Origin of the sequence: Tropicibacter sp. Alg240-R139 (genome assembly GCF_900537075.1) — a bacterium.
Taxonomy (GTDB): Bacteria; Pseudomonadota; Alphaproteobacteria; order Rhodobacterales; family Rhodobacteraceae; genus Falsiruegeria.
On record NZ_UNRA01000002.1, the window covers coordinates 642,409 to 661,983 of the forward strand.

Here is a 19,575-nt window from a genome sequence, read left to right on the forward strand (position 1 = left end):
ATGGCCGCAACGGCCGGTTTAACGAGTTTGAACGCCCAAACTCTGCGGAAGTCGTCGCCTCCGGCGGAATTCCCGCCTGCGTCCTACAAAGGCAAGCAGTATGTTGACAGCCGCGGTTGTATCTACATCCGCGCCGGGATTGACGGCAATGTGACTTGGGTTCCGCGCGTGTCGCGCGACCGTCGGCAAGTGTGCGGCTTCAAGCCCTCTGCCGTGGCAGGAGCTACGGCGCGACCAACACAGGCCCCCAAACCCAAATTGATCACCATCGAACCGACAAAACCCGCAGCCGCAGCAACGGCGACAGCCGCCGCAACCGCTGCACCCAAACCAAAACCAAAGGTCCAAGCCAAGCCCAGCCCTGGACCAAAGCCGACGGTGGTGTCCACCTCTAAACCGGCAGCAACCGCAGCGCCGAGTGTACGCACCACGACCCGGACCCCCACAGTGCGAACCACGACGCGCACGACGACTGCGCGTCCGGCGACAACAACGGCACGCCCCACTACAACGGCACGCCCCACTACAACGCGCCCGGCCACAGTCGTTACGCCAAAGCCCACTACGGCCGCAGCACCTGTGGTGGCACCGCGTCGCACGGTTCCGGCAGCAACGGGTGGCGGATGCTCAAATGCCTCGGCTTTCAGTCAGCAATTCATCAACAAAAAGGGTGTGCGCTGCGGACCGCAGACGGAATCCCCGATCACCCATGGTTCTGGTACCGGTCGCAAGTCATCTAGCTTGACCACAGCACCGGCCAATCAAGCGGTTCAAGTGTCTCTGAACACGCGGGTCGCTCCGCGTCATGTTTATGACAACCGTCAGAACACTCAGAACGTCGAAGTACCCAAAGGATTCCGCCCGGTTTGGAAGGATGATCGCCTGAACCCACACCGCGCCGAGCGCACTCTGCGCCCTGCCATTACGGTCAGCCGCTTTGAGCCGCCCACCGGGTTTCGTGCGGTCGAGCGTGAAGATGACCGTTTGAACCCCAATCGGGGGATGCGCACTGCCGAAGGCGACGCGCAATCTGATGTAATCTGGGAGCGCACCATTCCACGCACCCTTCGCCGGGTTCCGACCGATGCACCGGTTGTGACGGTTCCGAAATCCAACACCACCTACACAAACTTGGCGCGCCGCCCGAACCGGTTGACCATTTCTACACGGTCCGGCCCCACTGCACCGATTGAGGCACGTTATGTCCGCGTTGCAGCCTATCAGAACGATGGCGCTGCTCGTCAGGCGGCCAATTCCTTGTCGGGCACGGGATTACCCATGAACGTGGGGACCGTGCGCCGCGGATCAGGCACCTACAAGGTGGTCTTGGTCGGTCCCTTCAACTCGCAAGCACAAGCGGCTTCGGCCCTGAAACAGGTGCGGGGCGCGGGTTTTTCAGGGGCACGTCTGACTAAGTAAATCTGAAATTTTGGCGAGGTAATGGCAACGACTGCGTCACTGGCCGCAGATACTTTGCAGCAACACCCAATCGCGATCCGGCAACACCTGTTCCAGTGTCCGGCCCGCCATCGGGTCGGCCTCGATCAGGCCCAGAACCGTTTCTCCGGTGACATCCAGTGCATAGGCGTATGGGGACGATGGGATTGCGGTCTGTGCAAACAGCGCCAGCGTCGCACCTTCATCCAACGCGGGTCTTGGGGCGGCCAAGGCGTGCTCGGCATAGCGATCCAGCACGTTGGAGGCGATGTCCCCGGTGGTCAGCAGGCGAAAAGATGGCCAGGCGCCTGCGAAATCCAAAATTTCGTCCAATGGGTCCGTCTGTTCGGCGCGGGCGCGCTCAGCCAGAACAAAACCCGCAGCCACAGCAGGGTCTTCGTGATCTTCGATCAGCGTGCGATTGAGCAAAACAATACCACCTGGCAAATGCAAGCTGTCCGCTACACCAGAGGGCACAACCGCCAACCGGTCAATGCCAGTGCGGGCCGCCAATTTGCGCAAGATAGGATCAGCATCAGGTTCCGAGCATTCCTGCCCCCCAACGCGTTCAATCCGGTCAAGTAGGGCGCGCCCGATCTCTTGCCGCTTGATGTCGGGCACGACGCTGACCGTGTGTCGTTTCATTGCGCCGGGCAACCAGAACACCAGTAGGGCGGCCAAAACCGCTCCACCGCCCAAAATCGTGGCCAAGCGCAGGCGTCCGGGGTGGGGGCGAGCCCGGTCGATGGCGCGTTGCAGCCGCTCGATGGCCTCGATCATCGTGGTCTCGCCCTCGGCCAATTCCAGCGTCTCGCCGGGGTCACCGTCGGGATGAAAGATCGCAGGGAACTCGGCGGGATTCTGACGGACGAGCGCGGCCAAGGACCAATGTGTCAGCGCACTGTCGTTGAAATCCGAGATGGTCAGTGTGGCCTCGCCGATGGATACAACGACCTCGCGGCGTTGTTCTTCAGCTGTGGGGCGCCACAGACCGGTTGCCTCGATCCGTTCATATTGCTTGAGAGCGGTCATTCGTACTGGATCTGCTCGTTTTGTCTTTTATCTTAATCTAGCATGTCCGACCGATGCGCCGCAAATGGCTAGCGGAATTTTTCCGTATAGAGGCGGTCGGAAACGGCTCCTTGCGTCGCAGGCGGGCTTGCCAATACGTGTGAAACCACCGAACAAGAGCCATGCAGGCAGAAATCAAGAACTCTCCTATCGCGGCAGCGGCTTTCATGGTGGCGGCGATGGCCCTGATCGGGGTCATCGACAATTTCATCGTGTACCTCGCCGACACCATCGGTCTATGGCAGTTTCACATGGTGCGCTCGGCGATGATGTTGCCGATTGTCTGGCTGATGTCGGTTGTCGGGTTGGGACGGTTTGGTCCAGTACGCCTGTGGGCGGTTGTTGTGCGAAGCCTGCTTATCGCAACCGCGATGTTGTTCTATTTTAGCGCCTTGGCCCTGATGCCGATTGCGCAAGCCCTGGCGGGGCTCTTTACCTCTCCAATCTTCATTTTGCTGATCACAGGGCTGGGCATGGGACAAAAAATCGGACCGTGGCGCGTCTTGGCCGTGGCCATCGGATTCACAGGCATCTTGTTTGTCCTCCAGCCTGATCCGCAGGATTTTGATTGGAAAATTCTGATGCCGGTTGTCGGCGGGTTCTTCTATGCCTTGGCCGCCATCGCGACCCGCAGCCTGTGCGCCGGCGAAAGCACCGTTGCATTGTTGGGGGGCATGACCATTGCTCTTGGCTTGATGGGGGTGACGGGTGTCACGGTGTTGCACTTCTTTCCGCTCGACAGCGTCGAAGGTCCTGCGGGCTTTGTCACGCGAGGTTGGGTCTGGCCTTTGGGCGATGCACTTTTTTGGGTCGTGGTACAGGCGGTCGGTTCGGCTACCGCCGTATTTATGTTGATCAAGGCCTATCAACTGGGCGAACCATCTTACGTGGCCGTGTTCGAATATTCGGTAATGATCTTTGGGCCGGTCTTTGCCTGGGCCGTGTTAGGACAGAGCTTGGGCCTTTGGCAAATCGTGGGGATTGCCTTGATCGCCTTTGCAGGCAGCATCATTGCCATCAGATCAAAGGCCTGAGGGTTTTCCCGGCACATCAACGTGATATGGCTGTGCCATGATCATTTCGACCGGCCGTAAATATATCTTTGTCCACATCCCCAAAACCGGCGGTACATCCCTGGCTCTGGCGCTAGAGGGGCGAGCCATGAAGGATGACATCCTGTTGGGCGATACCCCCAAAGCAGTGCGCCGCAGATCCCGTGCCAAAGCGCTAGCGGATCATGCAAGGGGGCGGCTTTGGAAGCACTCGACATTGGCCGACATCGAAGGGCTCCTTGCTTCGGGTGCCCTGGATCAGATGTTCGTCTTTACCTTGGTGCGCAATCCGTGGGACCGCGCCGTCAGTTATTACCATTGGCTGCGCGAGCAAACTTTTGATCACCCGGCTGTCACCTTGGCCAAAACGCTTGAGTTCAAGCCGTTCTTGCTGCACCCCGACACTCAATATGGCTTCCGGCAGATGCCGGCCTCAGCCTATGTTCGGCGCTCGGATGGGCGCGAGCAGTGTCAGGCGTTCGTGCGGATGGAGCATCTACCTCAGGACTTGAAACCGGTCGAGGCGCACCTTGGGTTCTCGTTGGACATCCCTCATATCAACCGATCACGACGGGGCGAGGATTACAGGGCCTATTTCGATGATGAGACTGTCCAAGCCGTCCGGGACATGTGCCGGGCGGACATCCAGCGGTTTGGGTATGCCTTCGACGGGTAACGAGTGTTTGTTCAGAATTTGAGGCCAATTGCCCCTCAATGACCCCCCATTGTCGGGAGCAGTCAGGGTAATGACACATTCTTGCCCTTGTTCGGACGTCACAGCGGCATTCGAATCGGGCTTGCTGATCCGACATCATAGTTAATCCGGCATGCTTGTGACTGCTGCTGCCACATACAAGGAATAGGCTTGTGTTCGGATGGAAAGAAAAACGGGGTCGGGGGACCCCGCGTATGGCCGAGACCAGCGCTGCGCTGGACGGTTTGTTGATCACCGGTCAGGCCGGGTTTCTCAAGGGCACGCATGTGGCCTCGAACCTGGGCTGGCGCGCTGTCGATACCCTGTCCGTTGGTGACCGGGTCTTGACCTTTGATCACGCAATGCAACCCATCGTCGATATTCAACGCGAGACGCTGATCATGCCCGAAAGGGACGTGGGCGGGATACGCCGCCCTGTGCTGGTACCGGACGGCGCGCTGTTCAATCGGCGCGAACTTTGGTTGATGCCGGATCAGGGGATGCTGATTGAATGTGATGCAGCCCAGGACGCGGTCGGAGACCCCTTTGCCGTTGTGCCCGCGCGCATGTTGAGCGGACTACGTGGGATTACTCTGGGGTATCCGGGGGAACAGATCGAAGTGACTACGATCGGTTTCAACAATGACGAAGTCATCTATGTCGAAGGTGGCATGCTGGCCCATTGTCCCCGCCCGCAGCCTTTGTATTCGCAGGGCGGAAATCCAGCTGAGGGGATCTATGACGTCTTGAGCGGACCTGCCGCGCAATTTTTGGTGAATTGCATCATCGATGACGACGATGCCTTGGCCGTGGCTTCGGACCCTGCCGAGCTGCCGGGCGGGTTCCACGATGGGCCAGTGCGACCCAGCCGCCCTGTAAGGTCCATTTGATCCCCGCCGCTTCGGGGGTTTGGAGTTTCGATACCCTCGGTCTCCAACATGAAACCGGCGCCCCTAGGGACGCCGGTTTCTTTGTCTCAAAGTGGTGTCAGCTTCAGGCTGCTTTGGCCTCGGGGTTGAAGCGACCGTAGAAGGTCTGGCCCTTTTCCGCCATCTCGCGCAGCAGTGGTGGGCAGGCAAAACGCTCGCCGTACTTCGCGGTCAGCTGATCGCAGCGTTCGGCCGCGTAAGGCGCGCCGATGATGTCCAGCCAGCTGAGCGGGCCACCGGACCAAGGCGCAAAGCCCCAAGCCAGGATCGCGCCAACGTCTGCCTCGCGGATGTCCTCGACCACGCCTTCTTCCAGCGCGCGCACGGCTTCCAGAACCTGTGCAAACATCAGACGTTCCTGCACTTCGATCAGGTCAGGTTGCTCATCCGCCAACGGGTATTTGTCGTGGATACCCTTCCAATAGCCGATGCGCTTGCCCTTTTCGTCATAGTCGAAATAGCCCGCATTGGCCTTACGGCCCAGGCGACCTTCTTCTTCCATCCAGACGATCAGATCGTCGGCCTCGGATGCCGGGTATGCATTGCCCATGGCGGCCTTAGTGGCCTTCATGATGCGCACACCCAGGTCGATCGAGGTCTCGTCGCCCAACTGAACCGGACCCACCGGGAAGCCCAGCTGGCGCGCCGCATTGTCGATCAGCACAGGCGCGACGCCCTCGGTGATCATGCGGGTTGCTTCGTTGCCATAGGGAATGATGCAGCGGTTGCAGTAGAAGAAGCGCGCATCATTGACCACGATCGGTGTCTTGCGGATCTGACGCACATAATCCAGCGCCTTTGCGACCGCGCGATCCCCCGTTTCCTTGCCTTTGATGATCTCGACCAGCAGCATCTTCTCGACGGGCGAGAAGAAGTGGATGCCGATGAATTGATCAGGACGCACGCTTGCCTTGGCCAGATCGGTGATCGGCAGGGTCGAGGTGTTCGAAGCAAAGATGCAATCCCCGGGGATGATCGCTTCGACCTTCTTGGTCATGTCGGCCTTTACGGCAGGGTCTTCAAACACGGCCTCGATGATCAGGTCACAACATTTCAGCTGTTCCAGATCCGGGGTCGCAGTGATCAGGCCCAGCATCGCATCTTTCTTGTCCTGAGTGACCTTGCCGCGCTTCATGCCTTTGTCGAGGTAGGCCTCGGTATATGCCTTGCCTTTGTCAGCCGCGGCCTGGTCACGGTCGATCAGGATCACTTCGATACCGGCCTGCGCCGACACCAGCGTGATGCCTGCGCCCATCATGCCCGCACCCAGAACGCCCAGCTTCTTGACGCGCTGATCGGCAACATCCTTGGGCCGCACGGCGCCTTTTTCCAGGGCTTCCTTGTTCAGGAACAGCGACCGGATCATGGCCCCCGACGAGGGGTTCATCAAAACGGAGGTGAACCAGCGGGCCTCGATTTTCAGGGCGGTGTCGAAATCAACCAGCGCACCCTCATAAACTGCACTCAGCAGGGCCTTGGCCGCCGGGAATGCGCCCTGGGTCTTGCCATGAACCATCGCTGACGCCCCGACAAAGGTCATGAAACCAGCGGGGTGATAGGGCGCACCGCCGGGCATTTTATAGCCCTTCGCGTCCCAGGGTTTCACAATGTCCGCGTCTTTGGCGTTCAGTACCCAGTCGCGCGCTGCGGCTACAGGATCAGCGACAACTTCGTCCACCAGGCCCGCGCCCTTGGCTTTCTTGGCGTCCAGCATCCGGCCTTCGAGCAGCAGCGGAGAAGCCGCCATCGCGCCCAGCTTTTTGGCGAGACGCGTGGTGCCGCCGGCACCGGGGAAAATCCCGACCAGGATCTCCGGCAGGCCGTATTTCGCCTTGGGGTTTTCGCTCACAAAGATGCGGTGCGTGGCAAGCGGGAGTTCCAGACCGATGCCAGCAGCCGTGCCGGGCAGGGCGGATGCAATCGGCTTACCGCCCTTGTTGGTCTTCTTGTCCATGCCGGCGCGTTCGATTTTGCGCAGCAGGGCGTGCATCTGCATGGTGCCCTCGAACAGGCCCTTGGCCGGGTCGTCGCCTGCTTGCTCCTTCATCACGGCCAGCAGGTTCAGGTCCATGCCGCCCGCAAACGAGCCTTCTTTGCCCGAGGTCACGACGATGCCTTTGACCGCATCATCGGCCAGCGCGTCGTCGATGCAGGCGTCCAGTTGGGCCAGGCCGTCGAACGACATCACGTTCATGGTCTTTCCGGGCACATCCCAGGTGATGGTTGCGACGCCGTCAGCGTCTTTCGTCAGTGTAAATTCAGCCATTTTCTTATTCTCCAGACGCCGTTCTTACACGCGCTCGATGATGGTCGCTGCACCCATGCCGGATGCGATACACAGGGTTGCCAGACCGGTTTCCTTGTCCTGACGCTCCAGCTCGTCCAGCAGGGTGCCGATGATGATCGCGCCGGTGGCCCCCAGCGGGTGACCCATGGCGATCGAACCGCCGTTGACGTTGACCAGCTCGGGGTCGACATCAAACGCCTGCTGGAAGCGCATCACGACCGAGGCGAAGGCTTCGTTGACTTCGAACAGGTCAAAGTCGGAAATTGCCATGCCATTGTCGGCCATGATTTTCTGCGTCACCGGAACCGGGCCGGTCAGCATGATGGTCGGGTCCAGGCCGATCTTGGCAGTGGCCTTGATGCGCGCGCGCGGTTTCAGACCGTGCTTTTCACCAAATTCCTTGTTGCCGATCAGGACAGCCGCAGCCCCATCCACGATGCCCGAGCTGTTGCCCGCGTGGTGGATGTGGTTGATCTTTTCCAGATGCGGGTATTTCAGCGTGGCGATCTTATCAAAGCCCGGCATCTGCTCGCCCATCATCTGGAACGCGGGGTTCAGGCTACCAAGGCTCTGCATGTCGGTGCTGGGGCGCATGTATTCGTCGCGATCCAGAATGGTCAGGCCGTTCTGGTCCTTGACCGAGATGACCGATTTGTCAAAGCGACCTTCTTCCCATGCCTGCGCCGCGCGGCGCTGCGATTCCATGGCCAGAGCGTCCGCTTGATCACGGCTGAAGCCATACTCGGTTGCGATGATGTCGGCCGAAATGCCCTGTGGCACGAAATAGCCGTCAATTGCGATCGACGGATCAACGGCAATCGCGGCACCATCGCTGCCCATGGCCACACGCCCCATCATCTCGACACCACCTGCGATGTAACCATCGCCTGCGCCGCCCTTAACCTGGTTTGCCGCCAGGTTCACGGCTTCCATGCCAGACGCACAGAAGCGGTTGATCGACAGGCCGGGAATCGACTCGTCCAGGTCCGAGGCCAGAACAGCCGAGCGTGCCAGACAGCCGCCCTGTTCCATCACCTGGGTGACGTTGCCCCAGATCACGTCTTCGACGGCGTGACCTTCAAGGTTGTTGCGCTCTTTGACGGCGTTCATGGTCAGCGCGGACAGGCGCAAGCTGGTCACCTCGTGCAGGCTGCCATCCTTGCGGCCCTTGCCGCGCGGGGTGCGCAGGGCGTCATAGATATAGGCTTCGGTCATTGGTTTAGTCTCCTCAAGCGCGATCCGACGGTTTGCCGGGCATCAGGTCATAGGGGTGTTTCCAGCCGGGCAGGGCGCTGATGCGGTCCAGCCAGGCGTTGATATGGGGCCATTCGGCACGGTCAAAGCCGAAGGGTTCGGGATAATAAAGATAGCCACAGCAGCTGAGATCGGCGTTGGTGATCCCTTCACCAACGATCCAATCACGGCCATCCAGGTGATTGTTCAGCAGCTCATAGGCGCCGCGTAGGCGACCTTGGTTGAAGGCGATCACCTCGGCGGGGCGTTTGTCCTCGGGCAGGAAGTTCATCAGAAAGCGGTTGACACCGGCCATCGAGCTGAGCTTGTGGTTGTCCCACAGAACCCAGCGGAAGATCTCATAGTTCTCTTCGTGGGTCTTGCCGCCGAATTTGCCCGATCTCTCGGTCACATAAGCCTGAATTGCGCCGGACTGTCCGGTTTTGAACTCGCCATCGACCAGTACAGGCGCTTCACCCAACTCGTTGACGTTGGCGCGATATTCGGGCGAGCGGGTCTCGCCTTTGAAGAAGTCGACAAACACCGGCTCCCACTCCAGCCCGCTAAGCTGCAGCGCCAAAGCCGCCTTGTAGGAATTGCCGCTTTCTCCAAAGCAGTAAAGTTTCATCGTCATGGCCGTGCCCCTCCCGTGGCTGGTCGTGGAATTTGAGTATTTATGAAAAGATGAAGCGGATTTGGTGACACTTCGTTAACCCTGACCTGCTTACTTGGGCACGCGGAACAGGCTGGAGAGCCGATGGCCGCAAAAGGTGAAGTCGTTCCTGTCCTGATGGCGAGTGTGCCCCGTGGCAGGGACGCATTCCCATTTCATCTTTTCAAAAATACTCCCGCCGGAGGCATCCGACGGAGATACTTGGTGATTTGCACGCGATTCTATCGCTTGCGGCCTTCCAGTTCTGCATTGAACAGGCGCAGTCTGTGGGTCAGGTTCTCCTCGTTGATCACGCTGTTGAAATTCTCGAACAAAAAGGACAGCGCCTCGCCCTCGTCCAGCCCGGCCTCGCGCGCAAAACTCTTGAGCTTGCGATAAGCATCCTCAGTCATGGCGCAGGGAAAACGGCGGGTCAGTTTGAAACGTTTCGGCATGGGCGTCCTTTGGAATGGTTGGCTTCGGGCAAGGTGTCGCCCGAAGCCGATTTTCCGCTTAGAAGCTGGCGGCGTCCAGTGTCATAATTGTGTCGCCACCGCTCTGGATACGAGCCAGGTGCATACCGGTCGCAGGCAGGCGGCGCGCCATGTAGAACCGACCCGTTACCAGTTTGGTTTCATAGAACTCTTTGTCCTCGGCACCAGCTGCCAGAGCGTCCAGCGAAGCCTTGCCCATACGCGTCCACATCAGCCCCAGGCAGACGTGGCCGAACATGTGCATGAAGTCATACGAACCCGACAACGCATTGTTGGGGTTGGTCGCGTTCTGCATGAAATACATGCCAGCCGCCTGCAAATCCTTGGACGCAGCTTTGAGCGGCTCCAGGAAGTCACGGTCGAACGCTTCATCCTGGCCCGAGTTCTCTTTGATGTAGGATTTCACCATCTCGAAGAACGCCATGACGTGCTTGCCGCCATCAGCGGCCAGCTTGCGGCCCACCAGGTCCAGCGCCTGAACGCCATTGGCGCCCTCATAGATCATCGCGATACGGGCGTCGCGGGTGTATTGCGACATGCCCCATTCTTCGATGTAGCCGTGGCCGCCATAGACCTGCTGCGCCTGAACGGTCATGTCGTAGCCTTCGTCGGTCAGGAAACCCTTGATGACCGGGGTCAGCAGCGAGATCAGGCCGTCGGCGTCCTTGTCTTGCTTGCGGTGTGCTGCGTCAATCATCGAAGCGCCCCACAGAATGAATGCCCGCGCGCCTTCAACAAAGCTTTTCTGGTCCATCAGGTTGCGGCGGATGTCGGGGTGCACAATCAGCGGATCGGCCGGGCCATCGGGGTTCTTGACGCCGGTCACATCGCGGCCCTGAAGGCGGTCCTTGGCGTATTCAACGGCGTTCTGATAGGCGGCGTCGGCCAGCGACAGGCCTTGCATGCCCACACCCAGACGGGCTTCGTTCATCATGGTGAACATGGCGCGCATGCCCTTGTGCTCTTCCCCAAGCAAATAACCAACGGCACCGTCATAGTTCATCACACAAGTCGAATTGCCGTGGATGCCCATTTTCTCTTCGATCTTACCGACGGTGGCGGGGTTGCGGTTGCCCAGCGAGCCGTCTTCGTTGACCATGTATTTGGGGACAATGAACAGCGACACGCCCTTGATGCCCTCGGGGCCACCAGCGATTTTGGCCAGGACCAGGTGAATGATGTTGTCGGCCATGTCATGATCGCCCGACGAGATGAAAATCTTCTGACCGGTGATCTTATAGCTGCCGTCTTCCTGTGGCTCGGCCTTGGTGCGCATAAGGCCCAGATCGGTGCCACAGTGCGGCTCGGTCAGGTTCATGGTGCCGGTCCAATCGCAGCTGACCATGTTCGGCAGGTAGGTGTTCTTTTGCTCGTCAGTGCCATGCGCCAAGATGGCCGACGCGGCGCCGTGGGTCAGACCCTGGTACATGGTGAACGCCTGGTTCGCAGCCGAGAACATCTCGCCCACTGCGGTGCCAACCACGTAAGGCATGTTCTGACCGCCATACTGCTCGGGCATGTCCAAGCCAGTCCAACCGCCTGCCTTGACCTCTTCAAAAGCGTCTTTGAATCCAGTCGGTGTGCGGACAACGCCGTTTTCCAAGGTGCAGCCTTCGGCGTCGCCTATAGCGTTCAGCGGGTGCAGCACGTTGCTGGCCAGTTTGCCGGCCTCTTCCAGAACGGCACCGGTGAAATCGCGTTCCAGCTCGTCATAGCCGGGAATGTCGGATTGCGAGACGTTGAGGACGTCATGCAGAACGAACTGTGTGTCTTTGGTCGGGGCATTATAGATGGGCATGAAGGGCTCCCTGGGTGAACTAGTGTGGTGTCATTTTTTTTCGAAGGCCAGCGGTGTTACTCGGCGGCCTTCTTGTTTTGCTTGCTCGGGGTGATGATCCTTTCACCCCATTTGAGTTGCTCCGTGAGATCGTCAATGGCCTGGTTCAGCTCATCGCGCTGTAGCTCCATGTCGGCCAGGCGTTCGCGTGCCAGCTCATAGGTGCGCTCCAACTGAACCTGTTGTTGGTCGCCTGCGTCATAGAGGTCGAGCAGTTGGCGAATCTGTTCCAGGCTGAAGCCAAAGCGCTTGCCGCGCAGAATCAGCTTCAGGCGCGCGCGGTCGCGTTTGGTGAACAAGCGCTTTTGCCCCTCGCGTATCGGGAACAACAATTCTTTGGACTCATAAAACCGCAGGGTGCGGGGAGTCACATCATATGTGTCGCACATCTCGCGGATGGTCAGTGTGTTGTCGGTCATAGTTTCAAACTCTCATCACAAGTGCTGTGAACCTGAGGTGATCAGTGTTGCCGTTGTTTACAACATCCGCTTGACGTTTACGTAAGCTGAACGCTGCGTCACGAAATTCTTGACGTAAGATCAATTAAAATTCCGTCAGTTTTCAGTTTGAATATTTCCGTGGCGTCATTCTGGGGCAGAACAGAGTCAGAGAATTAAAGTCCGTTTACCGGCCCGAAGCTCCCCCACGTGGTCCAGAATAATATTGCCGACGAGTCTTGGCTCGCGCGGCTTGCTGAGAATCCCAATCGGTCTGCGAAACACCGGGGGGAGCCGTACCATAGCCATTTGGTCCAACGTCACATGCCGTCAGAGCAAAGCTGGAGATGAGCACCGCAATCAGAAATGGAAACTTCATAAGCTACCTCTTTCAAAAACAGCCAACACGGGCCCAATGCACCATGCCTTTCACTGCGCGTCTTTGGAAAAGATGTAGCGGTGTGATCGTCAGATCAACGCAAGCCCCGGCAACTCACGGGGTTTTGAGGGGCAGTGCAACTGCCCTTAGCTGTTACTCGATCTTACCGTCCTGCAGATCTTTGGAGGTTTCCTCACGCAGTTGGATCAATTCGGACATGGCCTCTTCGAGCTGCTGCTTTTGTGATTCGAGCTCTGTGAGTTGCACGCCGGCATTACGCACGAATGCTTCCATCTGGGCACGGTTGCCTTCGTGTTCATAGATCAACAGCCACTGCCGGATTTCTTCCAACGGAAAACCAAAGCGACGGCCGCGCATGATCAGCTTCATTCGGGCCCGCTCTCGCGCGCCGTAGTAACGCGAACGCCCTTCGCGGTCGGGCTGTAGAAGCTCGATGTATTCATAATATCGAAGCGTGCGCGGGGTGACGTCGAACTCGGCGCACATCTCCTTGAATGACAGTCGGGTGTCAGACATTCTCAATCTCCTCGGCGGCAACCTATGGTGTCGTTGCAACAAGCGCAACAGGTGGGCTTGCCCTTTTGGCGGGCGCAGGCTCATAAAGAGACAAAGCCCATGCATAAAGTGCAAGCCATGACAGACAAGACGAAAATCGCGGCCCAGTTCATACAGGCCATTCCCCATGCCAAGGCTCTTGGCCTGCAGCTGACCCATATCGGCCACGGTGAGGCGGAAATCATCATGCCCTACAACGAAGCACTGATTGGCGACCCCAAAACCGGTGTGATTCATGGCGGAGCGGTTTCGGCTATGATGGACACATGCGCAGGCGCTGCGGTGATGAGTCACCCGGCCGCACCCGGAGGCACAGCGACGATCGATCTTAGGATCGATTACATGCGGGCGGCAACGCCGGGGCAGGCGATCACAACCAAAGCAGAATGCTATCACATCACCCGCAGCGTCGCCTTTGTTCGCGCAACGGCAACCGACGAAGATACTGACCGCCCGGTGGCCACCGCCTCGGGCGCATTCACGGTGGAGAAACGCTGATGGCCCATTCCAAGCCTGAACCGATGCAGGTTGTTAAACAGCGCCGCGATGCCACCTTGAATGCCTTGGTTCAAGGCGTGCCGTACATCCAGTTCCTCGACATTACTTTTGACCGTCGCGGTGATGAGTTGACGGGTGTGCTGAATTTCGACGAAAAGCTGATTGGGAACCCGTTCCTGCCCGCGATTCACGGCGGCGTGACGGCCGCCTTTCTGGAGGTGACGGCGCTGATTTCGCTCAGCTGGTTCCATCTGTGGCCGCTCATCGAAAACGGAGAGCTGACGCCCGAGGATGTCGAAGGTGGTAATATGCCGGCGTTCCCAAAAACCATCGATTTGACGGTGGATTACCTGCGATCCGGTCTGCCGCGCGATGCCTATGCGCGCGCCTACATCAGTCGGGCAGGGCGGCGCTATGCTTCGGTTCGTGTTGAAGCTTGGCAAGACAACCACGACAAGCTTTTTGCCCAAGCCAGCGGGCATTTCCTGATGCCAGAGCTCAAGACCGAGTAATTGGGTGAGCGATCAGATCAGCCATCGACGTGTTCTGAAGATCGCCATCCCAATAGTGATCTCCAACGCCACCGTGCCAATCCTGGGCGCGGTGGACACTGGCGTTGTGGGGCAGATGGGGGCCGCGGCACCGATTGGGGCCGTTGGGATCGGTGCTGTGATCCTGTCTGCTCTCTATTGGATCTTCGGCTTTTTGCGGATGGGCACCACTGGTCTGGCCGCACAAGCTCGCGGCGCCGGTGACGTGGCCGAGACCGGCGCGTTGCTCATGCGTGGTCTGCTCTTGGGATTTGCGGGCGGGATGCTGTTCATCCTGACCCAGGCGCTGCTCTTCGCAGGGGCGTTTTGGCTGGCACCGGCCAGTGCCGAGGTTGAGCGGTTGGCACTGGATTACCTGTCGATCCGTGTCTGGGGCGCGCCCGCCACCATCGCTCTTTATGCCATAACAGGCTGGCTGATCGCTGTTGAGAAGACGCGAGGAATTTTTGTCCTGCAGCTGTGGATGAACGGGCTTAACATCGTGCTGGATCTATGGTTCGTACTGGGGCTGGGATGGGGCATTGAGGGGGTGGCGATTGCCACACTGATCGCGGAGTGGACCGGGTTGGCGCTTGGTCTGTGGCTGTGCCGTGATGCTTTTGTCGGCGATCAGTGGCGTAACTGGGCCCGGATTTTCGATCCTGTACGTATGCGTCGAATGATGTCCGTGAATGCTGACATCATGGTGCGGTCGGTGTTGTTGACCGGTTCGTTCACGACATTTCTGTTCATTGGATCAGATCTGGGCGACGTGAACCTGGCGGCGAACCAGATCCTGTTGCAATTCCTGGAAGTAACCGCGTTTGCGCTCGATGGTTTTGCCTTTTCGGCAGAGGCTTTGGTCGGGGGGGCAGTTGGGGCAAAGGATCGGGCGCAGGTTCGGCGTGCAGCCGTCGTTGCTTCACAATGGGGTGTTGGTGGTGCGATTGGACTTGGGCTGGTGTTCTGGTTGGCAGGTCCGGCGATCATCGACTTGATGTCAACATCACCAGAGGTGCGAGATATTGGGCGCCACTTTCTGTTCTGGGCGGCACTTGCCCCGGTATTGGGTGTGGCAAGCTGGATGTTCGACGGGATCTACATCGGCGGCACATGGACCCGCGACATGCGCATCGCGATGATCCAATCCGTCGTTGCCTATGGTATTGCACTGGTCTTGCTGGTTCCGATGTATGGTAACCACGGCTTATGGGCCGCCCTTATGGTGCTTAATGTGGCGCGTGGATTGACCATGTGGGTGCGCTACCCCCGGCTTGAAGCGCAGATCGGAATCTAGGGGGAATTCCCGCCCGTCGTCGAGGTTTCTGGCGAAACATCTCCTCCCGTTGGGCCAGGCTCATGTGGCTTTGCCCACATGAGCCTGGCCCCCCGCCGTCCGCAGGACGCAAGGCCGACAGGCCGCGCAGGTCGAAACGGGCTTAAAGCAGATCGAGCAATTTTTCCGGCGGGCGTCCAATTGCAGCTTTGTCGCCTTTTTTTCCCAAAGGGCGTTCGATCAGGATTGGGTGGTCCGCCATGGCCTGCAACAACGTCGTGTCGTCCAAATCCTTGCTCAGACCCAATTCCTCGAACGTCTTTTCGCTGGTGCGCATCATGGAGATTGCTGCGACGTCGAGCGCGGCTTGCGTGGCTCGAAGTTCGTCCAGCGTAGGGGCATCTTCAAGGTATTTGCGCAGGGTGATCTCTGCGCCTTTCTCTGCAAGCAATTCCAATCCCTGACGCGACTTTGAACACCGCGGGTTGTGCCAGTATTCGATCACAGCCAATCCTCTCTTTTACAACCAACAGCCTCTGCCACCGTGGCAAAACCGTCGCGTTGCAAGAGCGCATCCAGTCCCCGGGCAATATCACCAGCCAGTGACAAACCGCCATAGACCATAGCTGTATATAGCTGCACGGCTGATGCCCCAGCACAGATCTTGGCATAGGCGTGCTCGGCGGTGCTGACGCCGCCGACGCCGATCAGCGGTGTTCGCCCCTCGGTCAGAGCTGACAGACGTGCCAGAACGCGCGTCGATGTCTCAAACAAGGGCGCGCCAGACAGGCCCCCGGCCTCGCCTTTATGTGCACTGGTCAACCCCTCACGCGACAGGGTGGTGTTGGTGGCAATCACCGCATCCACGCCGGTGTCATGCACCACGGCAGCAATGTCTTCGACCTCGGCTTCGGTCAGGTCCGGGGCGATTTTCAGAAACACAGGCACCCTGCGCTCCAGCCCGTCGCGGGTTTCTATGACGCCCGCCAGCAGGGTGGTCAACGCTTCTTTGCCCTGTAGATCGCGTAGCTTTTCAGTATTGGGAGACGAGACATTGACGGTGGCGAAATCCAGATCCGCCGCGCAGTGGGCCAGTACGCGGGCAAAGTCAGCGGGCCGGTCTGTGCTGTCCTTGTTTGCGCCCAGGTTCAGGCCGATGACCGCATCCTTGGGGCGCTTTGCCAAACGTGCGCCGATGACCTCCATCCCTTCGTTGTTAAAGCCGAAACGGTTGATCGCGGCGCGATCCTCGGTCAAACGAAAGAGGCGTGGCTTCGGATTGCCTGGTTGGGGGTGCGGCGTCGCAGCCCCGATCTCGATAAAACCAAACCCCGATTGCGACAGCGGCGCGAGGGCCTCGGCGTTTTTGTCGAATCCGGCGGCCAGACCAACTGGGTTAGGTAGATCAAGACCAGCAACTTGGGTGCGCAGGCGCGAGGATGTCACCGCCCCCGGCTTTGGTGTCAGGCCCATTTTCAGTGCTTTGATCGATAAGCCATGCGCGGCCTCGGGGTCCAATCGATGCAAGGCGGTTAGGCCCAGTTTCTCGGTCAGATTCATCCGAATGCCTTTCCGCCTGACGCAGGCGCGCAGCGGATCAATCGCGAGGTTGCCACAGCCGCCTGTCGGTGAATGACCGCACGCTGATAGTCGGGATCTGTCACCATGTCCAAAAACGCGTGCGCGGTCGGGTATCGTGCGACGAACACTTCGTCCCAATGCTCATCGCTGGGACCAATCAGAACCGCTTGCATGGAACCCCGCCAAACAATCGAAGCGCCCAGGCGAGCGATGATCGGCGCGGTGTCGATGCCGTAATTGCCATAGGCTTCGGCCCCGGTCAGGCCAGCCGAAGACAGGGGGTGTTCGACTGGATAAGACGCGCGATCACGGAATTTCACCAAATTGAGCATCTCGATCGGTTGATCCCTGTCGAGCGCCTTAAAGGCCTCGAACTGCGCGCGTTCGGGATCGACATAAGTGGTCATTCCATACCCTCCGGGAACTGATGCTTGCCGTTCGCCAGCGGCAACGGCTTGGCCCATAAGACATCGGTCATGTGCAGCTTGCGATAGAGATGTGGAAACCGCGCACCGCCGCGCGACACTTCCCACTTGAGCGTATCGCCCATAGCGTCACTTTCACATGCCAGCAAAGTCAGATTCTCTGCCCCGGCGAAATGTTTGGCCGCGGTTTCAGCTGCTTGCTCAGCGGTCGAGAAGTGGACGAAACCATCACTTACATCAATCGGCGCACCGTCGGTTTCGCCTGTGGTTTGCAGGGCGGCCCATTCGTCCGCACGGAAGATTTTGTAGATCAGCATGATTGCGGTGATGCCTTGGCTGCCTCCGGGAATCAAGAACCAATACGGAGCGCACTCTCCCGACGTCGTCCATTTCAGTCTTTGACTCCAAGGGCGAAACGGGGGCACGATCTGACCAAAACCAACAAAAAGGGAGTTCATTCATGTTGACCCGATTTCTGATGTCCGCAGCTGCACTTGGCCTGACCGCGGGGATGGCTGCGGCCGAATACAAATTAACCATTCTGCACACCAACGATTTCCATTCCCGGTTCGAACCGATCAGCAAATATGACAGCGGCTGCGGCGCCGAAGACAACGCCGAGGGCAAGTGCTTTGGCGGTTCAGCCCGGCTGGTGACGGCCATTGCCGAAGCACGCGAACGCGCAGGCAACTCGATCCTGGTGGATGGTGGCGATCAGTTCCAAGGTTCGCTATTCTACACTTACTATAAGGGCAAGATCGCTGCCGAGATGATGAACAAGCTGGGCTACGACGGGATGACTGTCGGTAACCACGAATTCGACGATGGGCCAGAGGTGCTGCGGGGCTTTATGGATTCGGTTGATTTCCCGGTGCTGATGTCCAACGCGGACGTCACCAAGGAAGAGTTGCTGGCTGACACCCTGATGAAATCGACCGTGATCGAAGAGGGCGGCGAAAAGATCGGCCTGATTGGCCTGACCCCGCAAGACACGGATGAGCTGGCTAGCCCTGGCCCGAATGTGACATTCAGCGATCCGGTTGCGGCCGTCCAAGGCGAAGTCGATAAGCTGACCGCTGAAGGCGTGAACAAGATCATCGTCCTCAGCCATTCGGGCTATGCAGTGGACCAAAGGGTGGCGGCAGAAACCACCGGTGTGGACGTCATTGTAGGTGGTCATTCCAACACCTACCTCAGCAACGTTTCGGACCGTGCGGCAGGCCCTTATCCAACCGTGGTGAACGAAGTGCAAATTGTGCAGGCCTATGCTTATGGTAAGTTCCTGGGCGAGCTGAACGTGACCTTTGATGATGAGGGCAACGTGGTCGACGCCAAGGGTGAGCCATTGGTGATGGACGGTGCCGTGACCGAGGACGAGGCCACCGTGGCCCGCATCGCCGAGCTGGCCATGCCGTTGGACGAAATCCGCAACAAAGTGGTTGCAAGCGCGGCTTCCCCAATCGAGGGCGACCGGGCGGTGTGCCGCATACAGGAATGCCCGATGGGCAATCTGGTGGCTGACGCCATGTTGGACCGGGTGGCTGATCAAGGTGTAACCATCGCCATCGCAAACTCGGGCGGAATCCGTGCCAGCGTAGATGCGGGCGACGTGACTATGGGCGAAGTGCTGACCGTTCTGCCGTTTCAAAATACGCTGTCGACTTTTGAAATCAGTGGTCAAGGCGTGATCGAGGCATTGGAAAACGGCGTCAGCCAGGTCGAAGAAGTCAAGGGCCGCTTCCCGCAGGTCTCTGGCATTAGCTTTACCTTTGATGCATCGGTCGCTCCTAACGAAGGGCGTGTGAGAGACATCATGGTCGCCAGCGAAGACGGCTTTGTTCCGATTGATCCAGCGGCGACCTATCTGGTTGTGACCAACAATTACGTTCGTAACGGTGGAGATGGGTACAAGATGTTCTCGGGCGACGACAAGAACGCTTATGACTATGGCCCGGACCTGGCGGATGTGACGGCAGAGTATCTGGCCGCCAACGCGCCATATCAACCTTATGTGGATGGCCGGATCAAACAGAAGTAATCTGTCCAGACAACAATTGGCAGAGCGCAGGGAAGCCTGCGCTCTATTTTGTTCAGACTGTTCCGCTTGATGGCAGCGAAGTTGCAGAGCAAGTGGCGATCCAATTGGAACGGGGAGCTCCCGCACCCGATCGATCCCGACTGCGTCGG

General features: G+C 58.8%; 21 protein-coding genes. 8 read left to right on the top strand and 13 right to left on the bottom strand.

Annotation, left to right across the window (positions count from 1 at the left end):
• Positions 1-122: 122 nt before the first annotated feature.
• Positions 123-599, bottom strand: coding sequence for a hypothetical protein (locus G6R15_RS22885; RefSeq protein ID WP_240336730.1), 477 nt, complete (start codon positions 597-599; stop codon positions 123-125).
• Positions 600-774: 175 nt separating this feature from the next.
• Between G6R15_RS22885 and G6R15_RS22890 the strand changes: the two genes are divergently transcribed.
• On the top strand, positions 775-1,419 hold the full coding sequence (locus G6R15_RS22890) for an SPOR domain-containing protein (protein ID WP_240336731.1): 645 nt from the start codon (positions 775-777) through the stop codon (positions 1,417-1,419).
• Between the two features lie 36 nt (positions 1,420-1,455).
• Here the strand turns inward: G6R15_RS22890 and G6R15_RS10700 are convergent, their stop codons facing one another.
• Positions 1,456-2,469 carry a hypothetical protein gene (locus G6R15_RS10700; RefSeq protein WP_164659840.1) on the bottom strand — a complete coding sequence of 338 codons (1,014 nt, stop codon included), beginning with the start codon at positions 2,467-2,469 and terminating at the stop codon, positions 1,456-1,458.
• Between the two features lie 161 nt (positions 2,470-2,630).
• On the opposite strand from G6R15_RS10700, the gene G6R15_RS10705 reads away from it, so the two are divergent.
• The 3 genes from G6R15_RS10705 to G6R15_RS10715 all read left to right on the top strand — a co-directional run bounded on the left by G6R15_RS10705 (position 2,631) and on the right by G6R15_RS10715 (position 5,144).
• Positions 2,631-3,542, top strand: a complete 912-nt coding sequence (locus G6R15_RS10705; RefSeq protein ID WP_164659841.1) for a DMT family transporter — start codon at positions 2,631-2,633, stop codon at positions 3,540-3,542.
• A 37-nt stretch (positions 3,543-3,579) separates the two neighbouring features.
• Positions 3,580-4,236 carry a sulfotransferase family 2 domain-containing protein gene (locus G6R15_RS10710; protein ID WP_164659842.1) on the top strand — a complete coding sequence of 219 codons (657 nt, stop codon included), beginning with the start codon at positions 3,580-3,582 and terminating at the stop codon, positions 4,234-4,236.
• Positions 4,237-4,469: 233 nt separating this feature from the next.
• Positions 4,470-5,144 carry a Hint domain-containing protein gene (locus G6R15_RS10715; RefSeq protein WP_164659843.1) on the top strand — a complete coding sequence of 225 codons (675 nt, stop codon included), beginning with the start codon at positions 4,470-4,472 and terminating at the stop codon, positions 5,142-5,144.
• Between the two features lie 103 nt (positions 5,145-5,247).
• Here the strand turns inward: G6R15_RS10715 and G6R15_RS10720 are convergent, their stop codons facing one another.
• From G6R15_RS10720 to G6R15_RS10750, 7 genes are all read right to left on the bottom strand, one after another.
• A complete protein-coding gene (locus G6R15_RS10720; protein WP_164659844.1) occupies positions 5,248-7,449 on the bottom strand; it encodes a 3-hydroxyacyl-CoA dehydrogenase NAD-binding domain-containing protein in 2,202 nt (733 codons plus the stop codon).
• Between the two features lie 24 nt (positions 7,450-7,473).
• Positions 7,474-8,685, bottom strand: a complete 1,212-nt coding sequence (locus G6R15_RS10725) for an acetyl-CoA C-acetyltransferase (RefSeq protein WP_164659845.1) — start codon at positions 8,683-8,685, stop codon at positions 7,474-7,476.
• Between the two features lie 13 nt (positions 8,686-8,698).
• On the bottom strand, positions 8,699-9,337 hold the full coding sequence (locus tag G6R15_RS10730; RefSeq protein ID WP_164659846.1) for a glutathione S-transferase family protein: 639 nt from the start codon (positions 9,335-9,337) through the stop codon (positions 8,699-8,701).
• Between the two features lie 260 nt (positions 9,338-9,597).
• The gene (locus tag G6R15_RS10735; protein WP_164659847.1) at positions 9,598-9,810 is read right to left on the bottom strand and encodes a hypothetical protein; all 213 of its coding nucleotides are present in this window, start codon (positions 9,808-9,810) and stop codon (positions 9,598-9,600) included.
• 58 nt (positions 9,811-9,868) lie between these two features.
• Positions 9,869-11,647, bottom strand: a complete 1,779-nt coding sequence (locus G6R15_RS10740; RefSeq protein ID WP_164659848.1) for an acyl-CoA dehydrogenase C-terminal domain-containing protein — start codon at positions 11,645-11,647, stop codon at positions 9,869-9,871.
• Positions 11,648-11,703: 56 nt separating this feature from the next.
• Positions 11,704-12,105 (bottom strand): MerR family DNA-binding transcriptional regulator, encoded by a 402-nt coding sequence (locus tag G6R15_RS10745; protein WP_164659849.1) that lies wholly within the window; start codon positions 12,103-12,105, stop codon positions 11,704-11,706.
• A 550-nt stretch (positions 12,106-12,655) separates the two neighbouring features.
• Positions 12,656-13,039, bottom strand: coding sequence for a MerR family DNA-binding transcriptional regulator (locus G6R15_RS10750; protein WP_164659850.1), 384 nt, complete (start codon positions 13,037-13,039; stop codon positions 12,656-12,658).
• 117 nt (positions 13,040-13,156) lie between these two features.
• Between G6R15_RS10750 and G6R15_RS10755 the strand changes: the two genes are divergently transcribed.
• Genes G6R15_RS10755 through G6R15_RS10765 form a run of 3 tightly spaced genes read left to right on the top strand, consistent with a single transcriptional unit; the run spans position 13,157 to position 15,403 of the window.
• The gene (locus G6R15_RS10755; RefSeq protein WP_164660280.1) at positions 13,157-13,576 is read left to right on the top strand and encodes a PaaI family thioesterase; all 420 of its coding nucleotides are present in this window, start codon (positions 13,157-13,159) and stop codon (positions 13,574-13,576) included.
• A complete protein-coding gene (locus G6R15_RS10760; RefSeq protein ID WP_164659851.1) occupies positions 13,576-14,088 on the top strand; it encodes a PaaI family thioesterase in 513 nt (170 codons plus the stop codon). Before G6R15_RS10755 ends, G6R15_RS10760 begins: the two co-directional genes overlap by 1 nt.
• Positions 14,089-14,092: 4 nt before the next feature.
• Positions 14,093-15,403 carry an MATE family efflux transporter gene (locus G6R15_RS10765; protein ID WP_164659852.1) on the top strand — a complete coding sequence of 437 codons (1,311 nt, stop codon included), beginning with the start codon at positions 14,093-14,095 and terminating at the stop codon, positions 15,401-15,403.
• A gap of 142 nt (positions 15,404-15,545) precedes the next feature.
• Here the strand turns inward: G6R15_RS10765 and arsC are convergent, their stop codons facing one another.
• From arsC to G6R15_RS10785, 4 genes are read right to left on the bottom strand one after another with little or no spacing between them, the layout of a single operon-like run.
• The gene (gene arsC / locus G6R15_RS10770) at positions 15,546-15,887 is read right to left on the bottom strand and encodes an arsenate reductase (glutaredoxin) (protein WP_164659853.1); all 342 of its coding nucleotides are present in this window, start codon (positions 15,885-15,887) and stop codon (positions 15,546-15,548) included.
• Positions 15,884-16,942: a quinone-dependent dihydroorotate dehydrogenase gene (locus G6R15_RS10775; protein WP_164659854.1), complete on the bottom strand. Its 1,059-nt coding sequence runs from the start codon at positions 16,940-16,942 to the stop codon at positions 15,884-15,886. The genes arsC and G6R15_RS10775 overlap by 4 nt, the downstream gene beginning before the upstream one ends.
• Entirely contained in the window at positions 16,939-17,370 is a 432-nt protein-coding gene (locus G6R15_RS10780; RefSeq protein WP_164659855.1) for a DUF1330 domain-containing protein, read from the bottom strand. The genes G6R15_RS10775 and G6R15_RS10780 overlap by 4 nt, the downstream gene beginning before the upstream one ends.
• Positions 17,367-17,705 (bottom strand): DUF952 domain-containing protein, encoded by a 339-nt coding sequence (locus tag G6R15_RS10785; protein WP_164659856.1) that lies wholly within the window; start codon positions 17,703-17,705, stop codon positions 17,367-17,369. The genes G6R15_RS10780 and G6R15_RS10785 overlap by 4 nt, the downstream gene beginning before the upstream one ends.
• Before the next feature lie 143 nt (positions 17,706-17,848).
• Between G6R15_RS10785 and G6R15_RS10790 the strand changes: the two genes are divergently transcribed.
• Positions 17,849-19,426, top strand: a complete 1,578-nt coding sequence (locus G6R15_RS10790) for a bifunctional UDP-sugar hydrolase/5'-nucleotidase (protein ID WP_164659857.1) — start codon at positions 17,849-17,851, stop codon at positions 19,424-19,426.
• Positions 19,427-19,575 lie beyond the last annotated feature (149 nt).

Bases quoted from the DNA above. Each gene is read 5' to 3' on its own strand.
- G6R15_RS10700 (WP_164659840.1), bottom strand. From the start codon at position 2,469: ATGACCGCTCTCAAGCAATATGAACGGATCGAGGCAACCGGTCTGTGG.
- G6R15_RS10705 (WP_164659841.1), top strand. From the start codon at position 2,631: ATGCAGGCAGAAATCAAGAACTCTCCTATCGCGGCAGCGGCTTTCATG.
- G6R15_RS10710 (WP_164659842.1), top strand. From the start codon at position 3,580: ATGATCATTTCGACCGGCCGTAAATATATCTTTGTCCACATCCCCAAA.
- G6R15_RS10715 (WP_164659843.1), top strand. From the start codon at position 4,470: ATGGCCGAGACCAGCGCTGCGCTGGACGGTTTGTTGATCACCGGTCAG.
- G6R15_RS10720 (WP_164659844.1), bottom strand. From the start codon at position 7,449: ATGGCTGAATTTACACTGACGAAAGACGCTGACGGCGTCGCAACCATC.
- G6R15_RS10725 (WP_164659845.1), bottom strand. From the start codon at position 8,685: ATGACCGAAGCCTATATCTATGACGCCCTGCGCACCCCGCGCGGCAAG.
- G6R15_RS10730 (WP_164659846.1), bottom strand. From the start codon at position 9,337: ATGACGATGAAACTTTACTGCTTTGGAGAAAGCGGCAATTCCTACAAG.
- G6R15_RS10735 (WP_164659847.1), bottom strand. From the start codon at position 9,810: ATGCCGAAACGTTTCAAACTGACCCGCCGTTTTCCCTGCGCCATGACT.
- G6R15_RS10740 (WP_164659848.1), bottom strand. From the start codon at position 11,647: ATGCCCATCTATAATGCCCCGACCAAAGACACACAGTTCGTTCTGCAT.
- G6R15_RS10745 (WP_164659849.1), bottom strand. From the start codon at position 12,105: ATGACCGACAACACACTGACCATCCGCGAGATGTGCGACACATATGAT.
- G6R15_RS10750 (WP_164659850.1), bottom strand. From the start codon at position 13,039: ATGTCTGACACCCGACTGTCATTCAAGGAGATGTGCGCCGAGTTCGAC.
- G6R15_RS10755 (WP_164660280.1), top strand. From the start codon at position 13,157: ATGACAGACAAGACGAAAATCGCGGCCCAGTTCATACAGGCCATTCCC.
- G6R15_RS10760 (WP_164659851.1), top strand. From the start codon at position 13,576: ATGGCCCATTCCAAGCCTGAACCGATGCAGGTTGTTAAACAGCGCCGC.
- G6R15_RS10775 (WP_164659854.1), bottom strand. From the start codon at position 16,942: ATGAATCTGACCGAGAAACTGGGCCTAACCGCCTTGCATCGATTGGAC.
- G6R15_RS10780 (WP_164659855.1), bottom strand. From the start codon at position 17,370: ATGACCACTTATGTCGATCCCGAACGCGCGCAGTTCGAGGCCTTTAAG.
- G6R15_RS10785 (WP_164659856.1), bottom strand. From the start codon at position 17,705: ATGCTGATCTACAAAATCTTCCGTGCGGACGAATGGGCCGCCCTGCAA.
- G6R15_RS10790 (WP_164659857.1), top strand. From the start codon at position 17,849: ATGTTGACCCGATTTCTGATGTCCGCAGCTGCACTTGGCCTGACCGCG.